17 protein-coding genes are annotated in these 14239 nt (G+C 66.8%); 9 read left to right on the top strand and 8 right to left on the bottom strand.

The annotated features are described in order from the left end of the window. Positions 1 to 115: 115 nt before the first annotated feature. Both modA and E3T35_RS04900 read right to left on the bottom strand, forming a co-directional pair. Entirely contained in the window at positions 116 to 889 is a 774-nt protein-coding gene (gene modA, locus E3T35_RS04905; RefSeq protein WP_134378003.1) for a molybdate ABC transporter substrate-binding protein, read from the bottom strand. Then, the gene (locus E3T35_RS04900) at positions 886 to 1290 is read right to left on the bottom strand and encodes a molybdopterin-binding protein (protein WP_134378002.1); all 405 of its coding nucleotides are present in this window, start codon (positions 1288 to 1290) and stop codon (positions 886 to 888) included. The genes modA and E3T35_RS04900 overlap by 4 nt, the downstream gene beginning before the upstream one ends. Before the next feature lie 319 nt (positions 1291 to 1609). Here E3T35_RS04900 and E3T35_RS04895 point away from each other — a divergent pair, with 319 nt between their 5' ends. From E3T35_RS04895 to E3T35_RS04870, 6 genes are all read left to right on the top strand, one after another. Next, on the top strand, positions 1610 to 2911 hold the full coding sequence (locus E3T35_RS04895) for a ThiF family adenylyltransferase (protein ID WP_134378001.1): 1302 nt from the start codon (positions 1610 to 1612) through the stop codon (positions 2909 to 2911). A 3-nt stretch (positions 2912 to 2914) separates the two neighbouring features. Continuing rightward, positions 2915 to 4492 (top strand): gephyrin-like molybdotransferase Glp, encoded by a 1578-nt coding sequence (gene glp / locus E3T35_RS04890; RefSeq protein ID WP_134378000.1) that lies wholly within the window; start codon positions 2915 to 2917, stop codon positions 4490 to 4492. Next, entirely contained in the window at positions 4489 to 4998 is a 510-nt protein-coding gene (gene moaC / locus E3T35_RS04885) for a cyclic pyranopterin monophosphate synthase MoaC (RefSeq protein WP_134345454.1), read from the top strand. The genes glp and moaC overlap by 4 nt, the downstream gene beginning before the upstream one ends. Before the next feature lie 160 nt (positions 4999 to 5158). Beyond that, on the top strand, positions 5159 to 5845 hold the full coding sequence (locus E3T35_RS04880; protein ID WP_134377999.1) for a molybdenum cofactor guanylyltransferase: 687 nt from the start codon (positions 5159 to 5161) through the stop codon (positions 5843 to 5845). Next, positions 5842 to 6114: a DUF6457 domain-containing protein gene (locus E3T35_RS04875; RefSeq protein WP_134377998.1), complete on the top strand. Its 273-nt coding sequence runs from the start codon at positions 5842 to 5844 to the stop codon at positions 6112 to 6114. The genes E3T35_RS04880 and E3T35_RS04875 overlap by 4 nt, the downstream gene beginning before the upstream one ends. After that, positions 6114 to 6353, top strand: a complete 240-nt coding sequence (locus E3T35_RS04870) for a MoaD/ThiS family protein (RefSeq protein WP_134377997.1) — start codon at positions 6114 to 6116, stop codon at positions 6351 to 6353. The genes E3T35_RS04875 and E3T35_RS04870 overlap by 1 nt, the downstream gene beginning before the upstream one ends. A 109-nt stretch (positions 6354 to 6462) precedes the next feature. Here the strand turns inward: E3T35_RS04870 and E3T35_RS04865 are convergent, their stop codons facing one another. Both E3T35_RS04865 and E3T35_RS04860 read right to left on the bottom strand, forming a co-directional pair. Beyond that, positions 6463 to 6927, bottom strand: a complete 465-nt coding sequence (locus tag E3T35_RS04865) for a molybdenum cofactor biosynthesis protein MoaE (protein ID WP_092340341.1) — start codon at positions 6925 to 6927, stop codon at positions 6463 to 6465. Further along, a complete protein-coding gene (locus tag E3T35_RS04860; RefSeq protein ID WP_241987763.1) occupies positions 6927 to 7442 on the bottom strand; it encodes a molybdenum cofactor biosynthesis protein B in 516 nt (171 codons plus the stop codon). Before E3T35_RS04860 ends, E3T35_RS04865 begins: the two co-directional genes overlap by 1 nt. A gap of 324 nt (positions 7443 to 7766) precedes the next feature. Between E3T35_RS04860 and E3T35_RS04855 the strand changes: the two genes are divergently transcribed. The 3 genes from E3T35_RS04855 (at position 7767) to E3T35_RS04850 (ending at position 10721) form a co-directional block, all read left to right on the top strand. Next, complete coding sequence (locus tag E3T35_RS04855; RefSeq protein WP_134377995.1) at positions 7767 to 9092, top strand: MFS transporter; 1326 nt, start codon at positions 7767 to 7769, stop codon at positions 9090 to 9092. Between the two features lie 98 nt (positions 9093 to 9190). After that, positions 9191 to 9328 (top strand): hypothetical protein, encoded by a 138-nt coding sequence (locus E3T35_RS19150; RefSeq protein WP_166789833.1) that lies wholly within the window; start codon positions 9191 to 9193, stop codon positions 9326 to 9328. 163 nt (positions 9329 to 9491) lie between these two features. After that, positions 9492 to 10721, top strand: coding sequence for an NAD(P)/FAD-dependent oxidoreductase (locus E3T35_RS04850; RefSeq protein WP_134345459.1), 1230 nt, complete (start codon positions 9492 to 9494; stop codon positions 10719 to 10721). A 126-nt stretch (positions 10722 to 10847) separates the two neighbouring features. Here E3T35_RS04850 and E3T35_RS04845 read toward each other — a convergent pair whose 3' ends face one another. From E3T35_RS04845 to narJ, 4 genes are all read right to left on the bottom strand, one after another. Continuing rightward, positions 10848 to 12269, bottom strand: a complete 1422-nt coding sequence (locus E3T35_RS04845; RefSeq protein WP_134345460.1) for a dicarboxylate/amino acid:cation symporter — start codon at positions 12267 to 12269, stop codon at positions 10848 to 10850. Positions 12270 to 12404: 135 nt separating this feature from the next. Next, entirely contained in the window at positions 12405 to 12758 is a 354-nt protein-coding gene (locus tag E3T35_RS04840) for a DUF488 domain-containing protein (RefSeq protein ID WP_134345461.1), read from the bottom strand. A 9-nt stretch (positions 12759 to 12767) separates the two neighbouring features. After that, positions 12768 to 13526, bottom strand: a complete 759-nt coding sequence (gene narI / locus E3T35_RS04835) for a respiratory nitrate reductase subunit gamma (RefSeq protein ID WP_134345462.1) — start codon at positions 13524 to 13526, stop codon at positions 12768 to 12770. Further along, complete coding sequence (gene narJ, locus E3T35_RS04830; RefSeq protein WP_241988735.1) at positions 13523 to 14221, bottom strand: nitrate reductase molybdenum cofactor assembly chaperone; 699 nt, start codon at positions 14219 to 14221, stop codon at positions 13523 to 13525. The genes narI and narJ overlap by 4 nt, the downstream gene beginning before the upstream one ends. Between the last annotated feature and the right edge of the window lie 18 nt (positions 14222 to 14239).

Below are 14239 nucleotides of genomic sequence, written 5' to 3'. Positions count from 1 at the left end.
TAGGTAACGGACGGGGCCCGGGCCCCGTCCACGGGCCCAGTTTCTAAACTGGGCCCGTGGCCACAAGGTGGGCCCGGTGTCCCGCGGATGCCTGGGCGGCAGGGCAGAAGAACCCTCACGGAGCGAGAAAACCGTGGGCGGCCAGCACGGCCTGCCCGGCGGGCGAGAGCACGAGGTCGACGAAGGCCTGGGCGGTCTCAGCGTGCGCACTCTCCTTGACGACGGCGATCGGATAGTGCCCGACGACCGCGTCCGCTCCGGCCGAGGTCACGCCCTCGATGCGGCCGGGGTTCGCGGCGACGTCCGTCGCGTAGACGAGGCCGGCATCCGCTTCGCCGCTGGCGACCTTAGTGACCACAGCCGTCACATTCTGCTCCTCACTCGCGGGCGTGAGAATGACCCCAGCATTGGTGAGCAGGGTAGCGGATGCCGCCCCACACGGCACCTGCGCCGCGCACAGCACGGTGATTACACCGGAGCGGGCGAGATCTTCGAGGTTCTCGATGCCCAGTGGGTTGCCGGGGGCAACCGCGATGCGAAGCGTGTTGCCGGCGAATAGGGTGGCCGGGCCGGTGAGCCCGCCGTCGGCCAGCGGCTGCATGTTTTTCTGGTCGGCGCTCGCGAACACGTCGGCAGGGGCGCCGGCCGTGATCTGGGTAGCGAGGGTGGAGGATCCGTCGTAGGTGACCTGCACGTTGACGCCAGGGTTCTGCTTCTCCAGCAGGGTGGCGAGCTCGTCGAAGGCCGGGTTGAGGGAGGCGGCCGCGTAGACAGTGAGGGTTTGGTCTGCGGTCGCGCTGGCAGCGGCGATACCCGGGGCGGTTGACGGCGCGCAGCCGGTGAGGGCCAGGGCGAGCACGGCCAGGGCGGCGAGGGCCAGGCGGGTCACAGCATCCGTCCCGGAGTTTCGACGATCACGTTGGTGGCCTTAATCACGGCCACGCTGAGCGAGCCGACCTCGAGGCCGAGTTCGCGCACGGCCTCGCTCGACATGAGCGAGACGACGCGGTGCGGGCCACACTGCAACTCGACCTGGGCCATGACCGTGTCCGTGGTGATGGCGGTGACGATGCCGACAAACCGGTTGCGGGCGCTGCGGCCCACTGTGGACGGGTCGGTCGGGGTGCTTGCCTGGTCGACGGCGAAGGCGGCGAGCGCGGCTCCATCGACGGCGAGACGACCGGATGCGTCGGCATCCGCGGCGAGACGACCACCGTCTACCCAGCGACGCACGGTGTCATCGCTGACACCGAGCAACTCGGCGGCCTCACTGATCCGATATTGCGTCATAAATGGCACAATAGCACCGCATCTGCGGTTTGGGCAGCCTGTCTGTTGAACGGTGTCCCCGGCGCCCGTGGCTACTTCAGGAAATCCCGGTCGAACCTGCCACGTTGAGGCTGCTTGGGCTCATCCGGCCGACGATTTTCTGATTTAGCCACCGAGGCATCCGTCATAACTCCTGCACATTGCTCGCCGGCGCTCTCGACTCCCGCTGAAACAGGGGCCTGTCGGCTCGGGCCTCGAGAAATTGCAGGAGTTATGCCGGTGGAACACCGATGAACGGATGCGGGTGGCCGCGAGGCCCCGCAGCGCCTAGCGTTAAGCCATGGCTATTCCTCCCCTTGTTGAGCCCATTGATCAGCTCAGCGCGTCCGAATCCGCGCGTACTGCCCGGCAGCGTCGCCTCCCCCAGCTCAATGAACTCGGCCAGCGCCGCCTCGCCAACGCCCGGGTGCTCGTGCTCGGCGCCGGCGGGCTCGGCTCGCCCGCCCTGCTCTACCTGGCCGCGGCCGGCGTCGGCACCATCGGCATCGTCGACGGCGACGACGTGGAACCCAGCAACCTGCAGCGCCAAATTGCCCACGGGCAAGCGGATGTCGGCCGCCCGAAGGTAGACAGCGCCGCCGAGCGCATCATTGAGATCGCCCCCGAGACCAGGGTCGTTCGGCACGCCGAACGCCTCGTCGCGGCCAACGCAGCCGAGATCATCGGCGGCTACGACGTGGTCATCGATGGCACCGACAACTTTCCGACCCGGTTCCTCGTGAACGACACCTGCGCGCGGCTCAGGCTGCCGCTGGTGTGGGCATCCGTTTTGCGATTCGACGCCCAGCTCTCGGTGTTCTGGGCCACTCCGCCGGAGGGTTCCGGCGTGACCGGTGTGCACCTGCGCGATCTGTTTCCCACGCCGCCAGCCGCGGGCGAAGTGCCGAACTGCGCCGACGCGGGTGTGCTCGGCGCGCTGTGTGGCCAGGTCGGGTCGCTCATGGCGACCGAAACCATCAAGCTCATCACCGGGATCGGCTCGCCGCTGATTGGCCGCGTACTCGTGATCGACGCGTTGTCGGGCCGGTTCAGCGAGATTCCGTTGCTCGGGACCGGCATTGCCGCCGAGCCGACCGCTGCCGAACGAGCCGCCGAACAAGCCGAGGAAGCCGCGCGAGTGGCGATGACCAGCACCCCCGAGGTCACCAGCGTCGAGCTCGTCGACCGCCTCGTCGCCCAGGGCGCCGGTACCGACAACTTTCTCGTCGTGGACGTGCGCGAGCCGAGCGAATTCGCTGAAAGCTCGATTCCCACAGCCCGACTGTTGCCGCTCGGCGAACTGTTGACGGACGGCGTGCTGTCGGCCAGCGGCCGCGCCGCGCTGCCGACGGACATGCCGCTGATTGTGCACTGCCACGCTGGCGGTCGGGCAGCGCGGGCCGCGAACGCCCTGCGTGAGGCCGGATTCACCGATGTGTCGGTGTTCACCGGAGGGATCCTCGCCTGGGATGACCTCGTCACCGCCGGGCGAGCTCCCGGATTCGGTAGTCGCTGGGCCGCGCCAGAGCCCGCCCCGGCCGGGCGGCACGCCTCGGCGCGCGACGACGCTGGCAGTGCCAGCCAGTCCGACAGCCTGGTCTGAGCGGTGACCGACAACGAACGACACGCCGCCTCCTCGGAAGCTCCAGCTTCGACCGACGCGACTGGCTCCTCCGATTCACGCGAGGTCACGTCCGGCCATCGAGAGAACGATCACGCACACCCCGACCGAGCGGATGCCTGTGCCCCCGCCGCGACCGCGCGCACCGTTTCCGAGCAACTCGCGGTCGTGCTCGGCAGCGTGGCTCCGCTGCTGCCCGTGCGGGTCGAGCTCGACGCCGCCCGCGGGCTGGTGCTGGCCGAAGACGTGCTCACGGTGACCGACACGCCTCCGTTCGACAACTCCGCGATGGACGGCTACGCTGTCATCCGCGCTGACCTGCTGGGGGCATCCGCTCAGAATCCGATCACCCTGCCGGTCGTCGCCGATCTCGCTGCCGGCACCGCAGAGAACCCACGCCTCGTTCCCGGGCAGGTGGCGCGCATCATGACGGGCGCGCCGATTCCCGACGGAGCGGATGCCGTCGTACCGATCGAAGACACCGACCAGGGCACCGAACTGGTCACGATCGTGCAAGCGCCCAATGTCGCAGCTCACGTGCGTCGTGCCGGCGAAGACGCCCACGCGGGCGATCGGGTGCTGCGCGCGGGCAGCGTGCTCTGGCCCACCCGGGTCGCCGCAGCGGCGAGCGCCGGAACCAGCTCGGTGCTCGTGCACCCCGCTCCGCGCGTGGCCGTTATCTCCACCGGAAGCGAACTCGTCACCCCCGGCAGCCCGACCCGCCGCGGCCAGATTCCCGACTCCAACTCCTTTCTGCTCTCGGCGGCCGTCGCTGAGGCCGGCGGTATTCCCGTGCGGATCGGCGCCGAGCCCGACGACGACGACGTGCTGCGCGCCCTGCTGACCGAGCTGGCCGGCACGGTCGACGTGATCGTGCTCTCCGGCGGTGTGAGCGTCGGAGCGTACGACGTGGTCAAAGCCGTACTGAAACCGCTCGGCACTGTGGATTTCGGCCCGGTCAAGATGCAACCCGGCAAGCCACAGGGCTTCGGACGCTGGCCCGCCACGGGCGATGTGCCCGGACCGCTAATCTTCGCCCTGCCCGGCAACCCGGTGAGCGCGTACGTGTCCTTCGAGGTGTTCGTGCGGCCGGCGCTGCGGCGTCTGCTCGGCCATGGCCTCGCCGACCCGATCGACCCAGCAGACGAAACGGCGACCGCACCGAACGACGGGGCCATGCGCACCGACACCGAGGCTCCTACCGTCGGCACCATAGCCACGTCGCTCGATCAACCGTCACCAGACCACCCGGCCCTGCACCGCCGCACGATCACGGCCACCGTCGCCGACGGCTGGAACTCGCCGCCCGGACGCGCCCAGTACATGCCCGTGATCGTGACGCACCGAACCGTGATCGAGCATGCACCCGCCGTCATCACCGCCGAGGGGAGCACGAGTGCCAGCACCGGCAGCATCCGCTCCGAAGTACGCCCAGCCTCCCGCGGAGGGTCGGGTTCGCACCTCGTCGCCGGCCTGGCGCAGGCCAACGGACTCGCCATCGTGCCCGAAGACACGACTCACATTCGCGGCGGCGACCGCGTCACTGTCATGCTGACATCATGACGCACACCACCGACGCGGCCGGCGCGACCGTTCCCGCTCAGCTGTTCACCCACCTCGACTCGGCCGGACAGGCCCGCATGGTCGACGTGACCAACAAAGTTCCCACCGTGCGCAGCGCCACCGCCGCCGGCTTCGTGCGCTGCGGCCCGACCGTGATCGCGGCCCTCCGTGACGGCACCGCGCCCAAGGGCGACGTGCTCGCCGTGGCCCGCATCGCCGGAATCCAGGGCGCCAAGAAGACCGCCGACCTGCTCCCCCTCGCCCACGTGATCGGCGTGCACGGCGCCGTCGTCGACCTCGTCGTCGAGGATGACCGGGTGAGCATCACAGCCACAGTGCGCACCGCTGACCGCACCGGTGTCGAGATGGAGGCATTCACCGCCGTCTCGGTCGCAGCCCTCGCCGTGGTTGACATGGTCAAGGGCCTCGACAAATCGGTCACGATCGAGAACGTGCGCCTGCTCGCCAAGAGCGGCGGCAAGAGCGGCGACTGGCTGCGCGCGTGACTCTGCCGGCGTCTGCTCCTGCGTTGATGACGCATTTCTTCGCCCAAAACGGATGCCCCGCACCCGCCACCACCGTGAGCGCGCCCGAAACGGGTGGCCGCGACGCCGGTTACCGTAGCGCGCACCAGTATCGGGCGCGGCCATCCGCTCGCCAAGCCTCATGACTGTACAACCCGACCTGATCGTACTCGCGGGCGGCCGCGGCACCCGCCTTGGCGGCGCATTCAAGCCGGCGGTCGAGGTGGCCGGACGCACGCTCCTCTCCCGCGTGCTCGACGCCCGTCCCCTCGCCCGCCACACGATCGTGGTCGGCCCGCCCAGTGCTCGGGCCGCCGCTACGCAAACCCCCACCGCGCCGACACCGGACTCCGCAATCATCTGGGCACTGGAAGACCCGCCATATGGCGGACCGGTCGCTGGCATCGCGGCCGGACTCGCCGCACAGGGGGCACAGGGCGAGCAACATTTCGACGAACCGGCCGATTGGCTGCTCGTGCTCGCCTGCGACCTGCCCCGGGGAGCGGATGCCGCGCGCCTGCTGGTTGCGGCAGCATCCGCTTTCGAGAGCATCGGGGAGCAGTGCGACGGTGTGCATCTCATCGACAGCAGCGGCCACGCCCAGTGGCTCGCCGGAATCTATCGCGGCACCGCCCTGCGCGCTGCTGTGGCAAGCCTGGGCGACCGCGTCGACGGCGCCAGCATGCGGCAGCTGCTCGCCGGACTCAAGCTCAAGGGACTGCTCGACGAATCCGGAGCCGGAATCGACGTGGACACGTGGCAGGATGTTGAGAGAAGTTCCGCACGTCTCACCGAGATTCAGCCCAACCCGAGGAGTGACCCCCAATGAGCTCAACACCGCTGCCTCCCGAAGCGCTCGACGGCTGGCTCATGGCACTCGCCGATCGGCTCCAGCTTGACCCGGCCGACGTTCCCGTCGGCGATCTGCTCGACGTCGCCCGCGACGTCGCCCACAATGTGGCGCGGCCGGCCGCACCGCTCAGCACTTTTCTGATCGGGCTCGCCGCCGCGAAGAACGGTGGAACCGGAGCCGACATTGAAGCCGCCTGCGCCGCCGCGAGCGAACTCGCCCGCGACTGGGCACCCGAAAAACTGTGATGGCGACCCTGCGCTTCTTCGCCGGAGCTGCCGAAGCCGCCCAGACGGAGACGGCCACGCTCGAGGCTGGCACGATCGGCGAACTCCGCGCCGAGCTCGGTGAGCGCTACGGCAGCGAGTTCGTGCGCGTGCTCCGGCTGTGTTCCCTGCTCGTGAACGGTACGCGCGCCACGGATGACGCGGTCCCGCTCGCGCCCACCGACGCGGTCGACGTGCTGCCGCCCTTCGCCGGCGGGTGAGCACCGTTCACAACCGCGGAGATTTCCGCTGAATGCCCCTGATCGCGCGCTGAATCGGCCGATTTCGCGCAGGTCTCCGCAGTTCTGCACACCCACCCGGCTACAAACGCTACAAACCGACCCAGGAATGCGTTCCGTCGACCTCATACTGCTTCTTCCAGATCGGAACCTCAGCCTTCACGGCCTCGACCAGGCTCTCGCAGGCCGCGAAAGCGACGCCGCGGTGCGCACTCGCGACCGCCGCCACCAGGGCCAGGTCGCCGACGTCGAGGTGTCCGATACGGTGGCTGACCGCCAAAACCACGAGCGGATGCTGCGCCCGCATCCTTTCCGCGATTTCGCCGATAATGCGCTCAGCGTCGGGGTGCGCGCTGTAATCGAGGCCCGTGACGCGGCCGGTGGCATCCGGGTCGTGGTCGCGCACCTGACCGATGAAGGTCACGACTGCGCCGTGCGACCGGCCCGATACGGCCGAAATGTGCTCGCTGACGTCTAGGCGTGATTCGGTCACCCGGGCGAAGCCGAGCCCTGCCGCATCTGAGTTACCCGAGAGGTCCGAGGTGCCAGCGCCCATCAGTGGTCTCCTCCGTCGAGCTGATCGATGACGTGCCGCACCAGCGGCGCGAGAATGGCCACACCGTCGCGCACCGCGCCCGCCGAACCGGGCAGGTTCACGACCAGCGCGCCGTTGTTGCCGACCGAATCGGCGATGCCGGCGATGCCGCGGGAGAGCACGGCGGTAGGGATCGTCGCGACGCTGACGGCGCGCATCCGCTCGGAGATGCCCGGCAGAATCGTGTGCAGCAGCGTGGCAGTGCCCTCGGGGGTGAGGTCGCGCGACGAGACCCCGGTGCCGCCGGTCGTCACGACGAGGCGAGCGCCGTCGCCGAGCGCGCCCGAGATCGCCCCGGCCACGCTCTCAATGCCGTCGGGCACTACGCGCGGTGGCCCGCAGGGAATGCCAACCTCCCCCAGCGCATCGACGGCGGCCGGGCCTGATCTATCTTCGCGTTCGCCGCGCGAACAGCGATCAGACACGGTGATCACGACGGCCCCGAGTTCGGCCCCGAGCTTGAGCTGAGTTTTCACCGTTCCACAGTACCGCGGCGAGCGGATGCCGCCCCCCGGCGACCGCAGACAGTGTCGCATTGGACGACGGCGATCTCGGCACGCTCGATCAACGGGTGGCGGCACCAGCAGATGGGTCACGGCACGTATTGGGGAACATGGCACTGGTTTGAACACGTGCCAACGGAGCGAACGAGTGCCACGAGCGGTCGCAGCGGGGCGCACGCCAGCCATCGGCATCCGCTGGAATCATTTGTCACGGTGTTTGCCCAATGCACCCTGAAGCCCGAACGAACAAGCTGGTTGCGAACCGGGCGGCCTGCCCGACAACCAGCCGAGGAAAACATGTCAACCGTCTCACCCCCACGCGTCACGTCCACGCTGAAGCCGGACCTCTCCAACTGGGATCCGGAGAACGAGGAAACGTGGGATTCCCATCTCGCCTGGCGCACCCTGTGGATCACTACCTTCAGCATGACCCTCGGCTTCGCGGCCTGGTACCTGGTCAGCGCCATCGCCCCGCGGCTAAATGACATCGGCTTCGACCTGAGCACCAGCCAGCTGTACTGGCTCGTCGCGCTGCCCGGCCTCGCTGCCGGCCTGCTGCGGCTCGTCTTCATGTTCTTGCCGCCGATTCTCGGCACCCGAGTGCTCGTCGCCCTGTCCAGCGCGCTGCTCCTGCTGCCGATGATCGGCTGGACCCTCGTCGCCCGCGACGTCTCCACCCCTTACTGGGTGCTGCTCGCGCTGTCGTTCGCGGCCGGTATCGGAGGAGGCAGCTTCTCCGGTTTTATGGCTTCGACCAGCTATTTCTTTCCGAAGCGCCTGGCCGGAACCGCCCTCGGTCTGCAGGCGGGCCTCGGCAACTTCGGCATCGGCCTGATTCAGCTGCTCACCCCGTGGGTGGTCGGTTTCGGTCTGCTCGGCACCGCCACCCTCACCCCGGAGAGCGACTCGAACGGCGAACTGGTCTGGCTGCACAACGGCGGACTCGTGCTCATTCCCTGGGTGATCCTCGCGGTCATTCTCGCCCTGCTCTTTCTGAAGCGCGTGCCGATCAAGGCCAACTTTCGTCAGCAGCTCGACATCTTCAAGGTCAAGCACACCTGGATCATGACCGCCATCTACCTCATGAGTTTCGGCGCCTTCAGCGGCCTGGCCGCGCAGATGGGCCTGATCATTCTCAACGTCTACGGCGACTTTCCGGATGCACCCAACCCGCTCGCCTTCGCCTTCATCGGCCCGGTGGTCGGCGCCCTCGTGCGCGCGGCCTGCGGCCCGCTCTGTGACCGGTTCGGCGGCGCCATCTTCACGTTCATCGGCGGCGCGGGCATGACGGTCGGCACGATCGTCACGGTGTTCTTTCTCACTCCGACGAGTGTTGACGAGTTCTACGGCTTTCTCACCGGCATGATCATCATCTTCTTCTTCTCCGGACTGGCCAACGCCGGAACGTTCAAGCAGATGCCGATGATCTTCCCCAAGCGCCAGGCCGGCGGCGCGATCGGCTGGACCGCAGCGATCGCCGCATTCGGACCCTTCATCGTGGGCATGGCCCTCACCGCCATGAGCCCGACCGCCTTCTTCATCGGCTGCTCCGCGTTCTGCGTGCTCTGCACCGGGCTGGCCTGGTTCTACTACGCGCGTCCCGGCGCACCCAACCCGAGCTAACGCTCCCTCCAGCGACCCGAAGTCCCCTTCTCCTCCAGCGGGGGGCTTCGGGTTTTTTCCTGCCAGCAGGGGGTCATACTGAAGCGAGGAGGTCAACGATGACCAGAGAAGACGAGTCGATCGGTGGCGACCCGGTCTGCTGGCTTGAGCAAGTCTGCCCCGAGTGCGGCGCCTACGTTTCCGGCGAGCTCCCCGCGGCCTGCTGGCGCTGCGACACCGTGGTCTCGCCGTCGTGACCGGGGGCATCCACTTTTAGACGGATGCTTCCCCGCCGCCTGCGCAAACCGTCCTCCACCCGGCAACTCGCGTCACGACTGAGTTCCCCGGGTACGATTGCACCGCGCCCCAGCGGGCAAACTCTCGTACAGTCAAGAGCACACCTCCGAGGAAGGACCAGTCATGGCGGGCCAGCAGATTTTTGTCATCGTGGGAGCAGCGCTTGCGGGGGCCAGCGCTGCCCGAGCCTTGCGAGAGGAAGGCTTCGACGGGGAGATTCACTTGATCGGAGCCGAAGAGCACCCTCCATATATTCGTCCGCCGCTGTCGAAGGATTATCTGGCCGGCACGGCCGAACGCGACTCAGTCTTCGTGCAGAGTGCGAGTTGGTATCCCGACCATGAGGTGCAGTTGCACTCCGGCACCCGCGCGGTGAGCCTCGACCTCGGCGCGCACCTGCTCGACACCGACGACGGCGCGCAACTGAGCTACGACCGACTGCTCCTGACCACCGGCTCCCGGCCGCGACGCCTGACGGTGCCGGGTGCAAACCTCGGCGGGGTGCACTACCTGCGCACCCTCGACCACTCCGACCTGCTGCACTCCGTTCTGGCTGACGGCGGCAAGCGGCTCGTCGTCGTGGGATCCGGCTGGATCGGCATGGAGGTCGCCGCGACCGCCCGCACACTCGGCAACGAGGTCACCATCCTGGAACGCGGCCCGGTACCGCTTGCTGCGGCGCTCGGCGACGAGCTCGGCGATATGTTCGCGAGCCTGCACGAGCGCAACGGAGTGGTCATCCGCCGCTCCGTGACCGTCGACGGCCTGGTCGGAACGGATGGCCGGGTGACCGGAGTGCTCCTGGCTGGCGGCGAAACCGTGCCGGCCGACCTCGTTCTGGTGGGCATCGGTGCGGTTCCAAACGTCGAACTTGCCCAGAAGGCCGGGCTCGCGGTCGACAATGGAATCCTGGTCAGCGCGAGCCTGAAAACCAGCGATCCCCACGTCTTTGCGGCGGGCGATGTGGCCAACGCGGAGCATCCGCTCATCAAAGCGCGACTGCGCAGTGAGCACTGGGCGAACGCCCTGAACGGCGGTTCGGCTGCGGCCCGAGCCATGCTCGGCCAGAGCGTTTCGTTCGATGCCATTCCCTACTTCTACACCGACCAGTTCGACCTCGGCATGGAATATTCCGGATTCGGCATATTGGCCGACGGCGCCGAGCTGGTCTACCGCGGCAACCGGGATTCCCGCGAGTTCATCGTGTTCTGGCAGCAGGCCGGCCGCGTCGTCGCAGGCATGAACGTCAACGTCTGGGACGTCAATGACACCGTTCAGGCTCTGATTCGTCGGGACGAGCCGGTCGATCCTGCTCGCCTCGCCGACGAGTCGATCCCCCTCGACCAGGTCTAGCGGCCCTGGCTCACGACGGCGGCAAGCGGATGCCCACGCACCAGCCGTGAGGGGGCGCAAATCGACCTTTTACGGCCGGTTATAGATCGATTTGCGCCCCCTCGGTCCCCACCCAGCGCGGGTGAGCTAGACCCGAGCTTCAGCCCGCTCAGTCGGCGTCGATTCGATGGAGACGTCCGAATCGTCCGTAAAGGGCTGCGAGGTTCGCGGGGCGTTGTACAGCGTCTCGTCGAGGATGCCCTGGCGCTTGGCCACGATCGTGGGCACGAGGGCCTGTCCCGCCACGTTCACGGCGGTGCGACCCATGTCGATGAGCGGATCGATGGCCAGCAGAAGGCCAACCCCGGCCAACGGCAGACCCAGCGTTGACAGGGTCAGCGTCAGCATGACGACGGCGCCAGTGGTGCCGGCCGTGGCGGCAGAACCCAATACGGAGACCAAAACGATAAGAAGGTACTGGGTGAAGTCCAGCTGAATTCCGAAGAACTGTGCCACAAAGATGGCGGCGACGGCGGGGTAGATAGCCGCGCAACCATCCATCTTGGTCGTCGCTCCCAGCGGAACAGCAAAGGATGCATATCCGCGCGGTACGCCCATGCTGCGCTCCGTGACGCGCTGCGTCAGCGGAAGGGTACCGATGGATGAGCGCGACACGAAGCCCAGCTGAACGGCCGGCCAGACACCGGAGTAGTACTGCTTGACGGACAGACCGTGAGACTTGATCAGCACCGGGTAGACCACGAACAGCACCAGGATCAGGCCAATGTAGATGGTGACTGCGAACTTGCCGAGCGATCCCATGGTGTCCCAGCCGTAGACCGCGACGGCATTACCGATCAGGCCGATCGTGCCGAGCGGCGCGATGCGAATAATCCACCACAGCACCTTTTGAATGACCGCGAGGGCTGACGCATTGAGATTCAGGAATGGTTCGGCAGCTTTACCCACCTTCAACGCGGCAATGCCCACCACGATGGCGATGACGAGAATCTGTAACACGTTGAAGTTGACGGTGGTGCTCGCGACGCCATCAACGACGGAGGTATTGGCGCCGAGTCCGAGGAAGTTCTTCGGGAAGAGCCCGGTCAAAAATGCCCACCAGTCCCCGGTCTTGCCGGTGTATTCGGCATTCTCGGTGATGCCCGTTCCTGCTCCCGGTCGCACCAGAACGCCCAGCCCGATGCCGATCAGAACCGCAATCAGCGCGGTGATAGCAAACCAGAGAAGCGTGTTCCAGGCCAGCTTCGCCGCGTTCGACACTTCGCGCAGGTTCGCAATGGAACTGACCACGGCCGTGAAGATGAGCGGTACGACGGCAGCCTGCAGCAGCGAGACGTAGCTCGACCCGATAATTTTCAGGGTCGCACCGAGACCGTTGGGATTCGCCTCGGTACTGCCGGTGTATTTCGCCACGAGTCCGAGGCCCAGACCGATGATGAGAGCAGCGATGATCTGAACGCCGAACGAGCGCACCCATTTGGGAAATCTGCTGCCGCGGGTACTGACGGGAACTACTGAAGTCACTGGTTCGACACTTTCTATTGTCATTCGTGAGTCACACTGACGCCCCCGGTCCCGCGAGACGGGAGCCCCTTGAGATTCCACCGCCGCGTGCAGACGCCTTTATCCCCAAGGCTGGAACGGGGCCCAGTATTCCTTCCAGCGGAATGTGACCTCGTGTGTCTACTTCTCCTGCAGGTATTCGGCGAGCACCCGCGCATGGTTCACCCGCGGGTCCTTGGCTCCGTAGATCAAGGTCGTCACGCCGGCCGCGGCGAGCGCGCGAAGCTGCACGACGGCCGCCTGGGTCTCGGTATTGCCGTCTAGTTCAGCGCGGTAGCGCACGGCGAACTCGTCCATGCGCTTCGGGTCGTGCTTCCACCAGGTGCGGAGCGCCGGTGACGGTGCGACCTCTTTCAACCACTCATCAAGGTCGGCGCTCTCCTTGGAGACACCGCGCGGCCAGAGTCGATCAACCAGCACCCGACATCCATCGGAAGCGGATGCCGCCTCATACGCTCTCTTGATCCGCACCATGAACTGAGACTACTTTCTAGAGCGCTCCAGCGGGCGCTCGCTTTTCTCCCAGCCGCGACGTGGTGCTCGCGAACCGGCGCCACGAGGGTTGTCGCGGGAACGGTACACCACGTAGGGGCGCACGAGGTAGCCGAGCGGCGCCGAGAACACGTGCACCAGCCGGGTGAATGGCCAGAGCAGAAACAGAGCGGTCGCCGTGAGCACGTGCAGCTGAAAGAAGAACGGTACATCACTCATGAGCGACGGATCGGGCTGCAGGCTGTACAGCGAACGAATCCAGGGTGAGATCGACCCTCGGTAGTCGTAGCCCCCACCGAAGATTTGGTACAGCACGGTGGCCGTCGTGCCGAAGGTGATCGTGCTGGCCAGGAACACGTACATGACCTTGTCCATCACCGTCGTGACCAGCAGCACCCGCTTGGTCAGGCGGCGTCGGTAGATCAAAATGGCGAGCCCAGCAACGGTGAGCACGGCCGCGAAGCTGCCCAGCCACGTGGCACCGAGGTGATACATGTGTTCGGTCACACCGAAGAATTCCAGCCACGGCTTGGGAATGAACAGGCCAACGACGTGCCCGCCGATCACCATGAGAATGCCGTAGTGGAACATGGGCGAGCCCCAGCGCAGCAGGCGGTTCTCGTAGGTCTGGCTCGACCGCGAGGTCCAGCCGAACTGGTCGTAGCGGTAGCGCAGCAGGTGGCCGACCACGAACACGCCCGTTGCGGCGTAGGGAAAAGCGACCCAGAGCAGGTAATCCCAGGCGGTCATCGGCTGACATCTTCGTTTGCGTGCGCGGAAAACGGTTTCAGATTGCCCAGGTAGGTCATGCCGACCGTCTCGGTCGGCGGCCCTTCATTGACCAGATTGAGATAGCGTTCGCGAGTCTCGTCGTCGATCATCGGCAGCGACAGGCACACCGCCTCCACCAGGTGGGCGTAGGGGCTGTCGAACTTCTCCAGGGCGGAGCGCAGCACCTCGATGCCGTCGCGGTGTGCTGAGAGCAGTTCCTGCGCGATCGGCGAATCCGACAGCGCCGAGAACTCAAGCACCATCGGCAGGTAGTCGGGCAGTTCGTCGGCGTCAACCTGCCAGCCGGCCGCCCGATAGGCCTCCACGAACCGCACCAGCGCCATGCCGCGGCGACGGGTATCGCCGGCTGCGTAGTAGGTGAGGTACGGGCAGCATTTGCGTTTCAGGTCGAAGGTCGCGGTGAAGTGCGTCTCGAGCTGCTGCTCATTCCAGCCGGCGATCCCCGTGAAGAACGCATCGAACGCGGCCCGCAGTGGGTCGGGCAGGCCAACAACGCCTGAACGCACCAGTGAAAACTGCCGCTGCCGCTTTGGAGTGGGATAGTCCAGCAGAATCGAGGCCGCCATGTGCGCGATGACCCCCTGATCCGCCGTCAACGGCACGGCGGCGATGAACCGCGGGGCCATCTTCGGCGCCCGAAAGCCGAAGTTCACCCGCGCAGCGAGTGCCGC

It is taken from the genome of Cryobacterium sp. TMT1-2-2 (assembly GCF_004403505.1).
Lineage (GTDB): Bacteria > Actinomycetota > Actinomycetes > Actinomycetales > Microbacteriaceae > Cryobacterium > Cryobacterium flavum.
Note: the sequence above shows the minus strand (reverse complement) of the source record. Positions and strands in the feature narration are given on the sequence as shown.

Excerpts from the sequence above, each read along its gene's own strand:
- E3T35_RS04900 (WP_134378002.1), bottom strand. The coding sequence starts at position 1,290 with ATGACGCAATATCGGATCAGTGAGGCCGCCGAGTTGCTCGGTGTCAGC.
- E3T35_RS04895 (WP_134378001.1), top strand. The coding sequence starts at position 1,610 with ATGGCTATTCCTCCCCTTGTTGAGCCCATTGATCAGCTCAGCGCGTCC.
- narI (WP_134345462.1), bottom strand. The coding sequence starts at position 13,526 with ATGACCGCCTGGGATTACCTGCTCTGGGTCGCTTTTCCCTACGCCGCA.
- E3T35_RS04855 (WP_134377995.1), top strand. The coding sequence starts at position 7,767 with ATGTCAACCGTCTCACCCCCACGCGTCACGTCCACGCTGAAGCCGGAC.
- E3T35_RS04840 (WP_134345461.1), bottom strand. The coding sequence starts at position 12,758 with ATGGTGCGGATCAAGAGAGCGTATGAGGCGGCATCCGCTTCCGATGGA.
- E3T35_RS04845 (WP_134345460.1), bottom strand. The coding sequence starts at position 12,269 with ATGACAATAGAAAGTGTCGAACCAGTGACTTCAGTAGTTCCCGTCAGT.
- E3T35_RS04880 (WP_134377999.1), top strand. The coding sequence starts at position 5,159 with ATGACTGTACAACCCGACCTGATCGTACTCGCGGGCGGCCGCGGCACC.
- E3T35_RS04865 (WP_092340341.1), bottom strand. The coding sequence starts at position 6,927 with ATGGGCGCTGGCACCTCGGACCTCTCGGGTAACTCAGATGCGGCAGGG.
- E3T35_RS04875 (WP_134377998.1), top strand. The coding sequence starts at position 5,842 with ATGAGCTCAACACCGCTGCCTCCCGAAGCGCTCGACGGCTGGCTCATG.
- E3T35_RS04870 (WP_134377997.1), top strand. The coding sequence starts at position 6,114 with ATGGCGACCCTGCGCTTCTTCGCCGGAGCTGCCGAAGCCGCCCAGACG.
- moaC (WP_134345454.1), top strand. The coding sequence starts at position 4,489 with ATGACGCACACCACCGACGCGGCCGGCGCGACCGTTCCCGCTCAGCTG.
- E3T35_RS19150 (WP_166789833.1), top strand. The coding sequence starts at position 9,191 with ATGACCAGAGAAGACGAGTCGATCGGTGGCGACCCGGTCTGCTGGCTT.
- E3T35_RS04850 (WP_134345459.1), top strand. The coding sequence starts at position 9,492 with ATGGCGGGCCAGCAGATTTTTGTCATCGTGGGAGCAGCGCTTGCGGGG.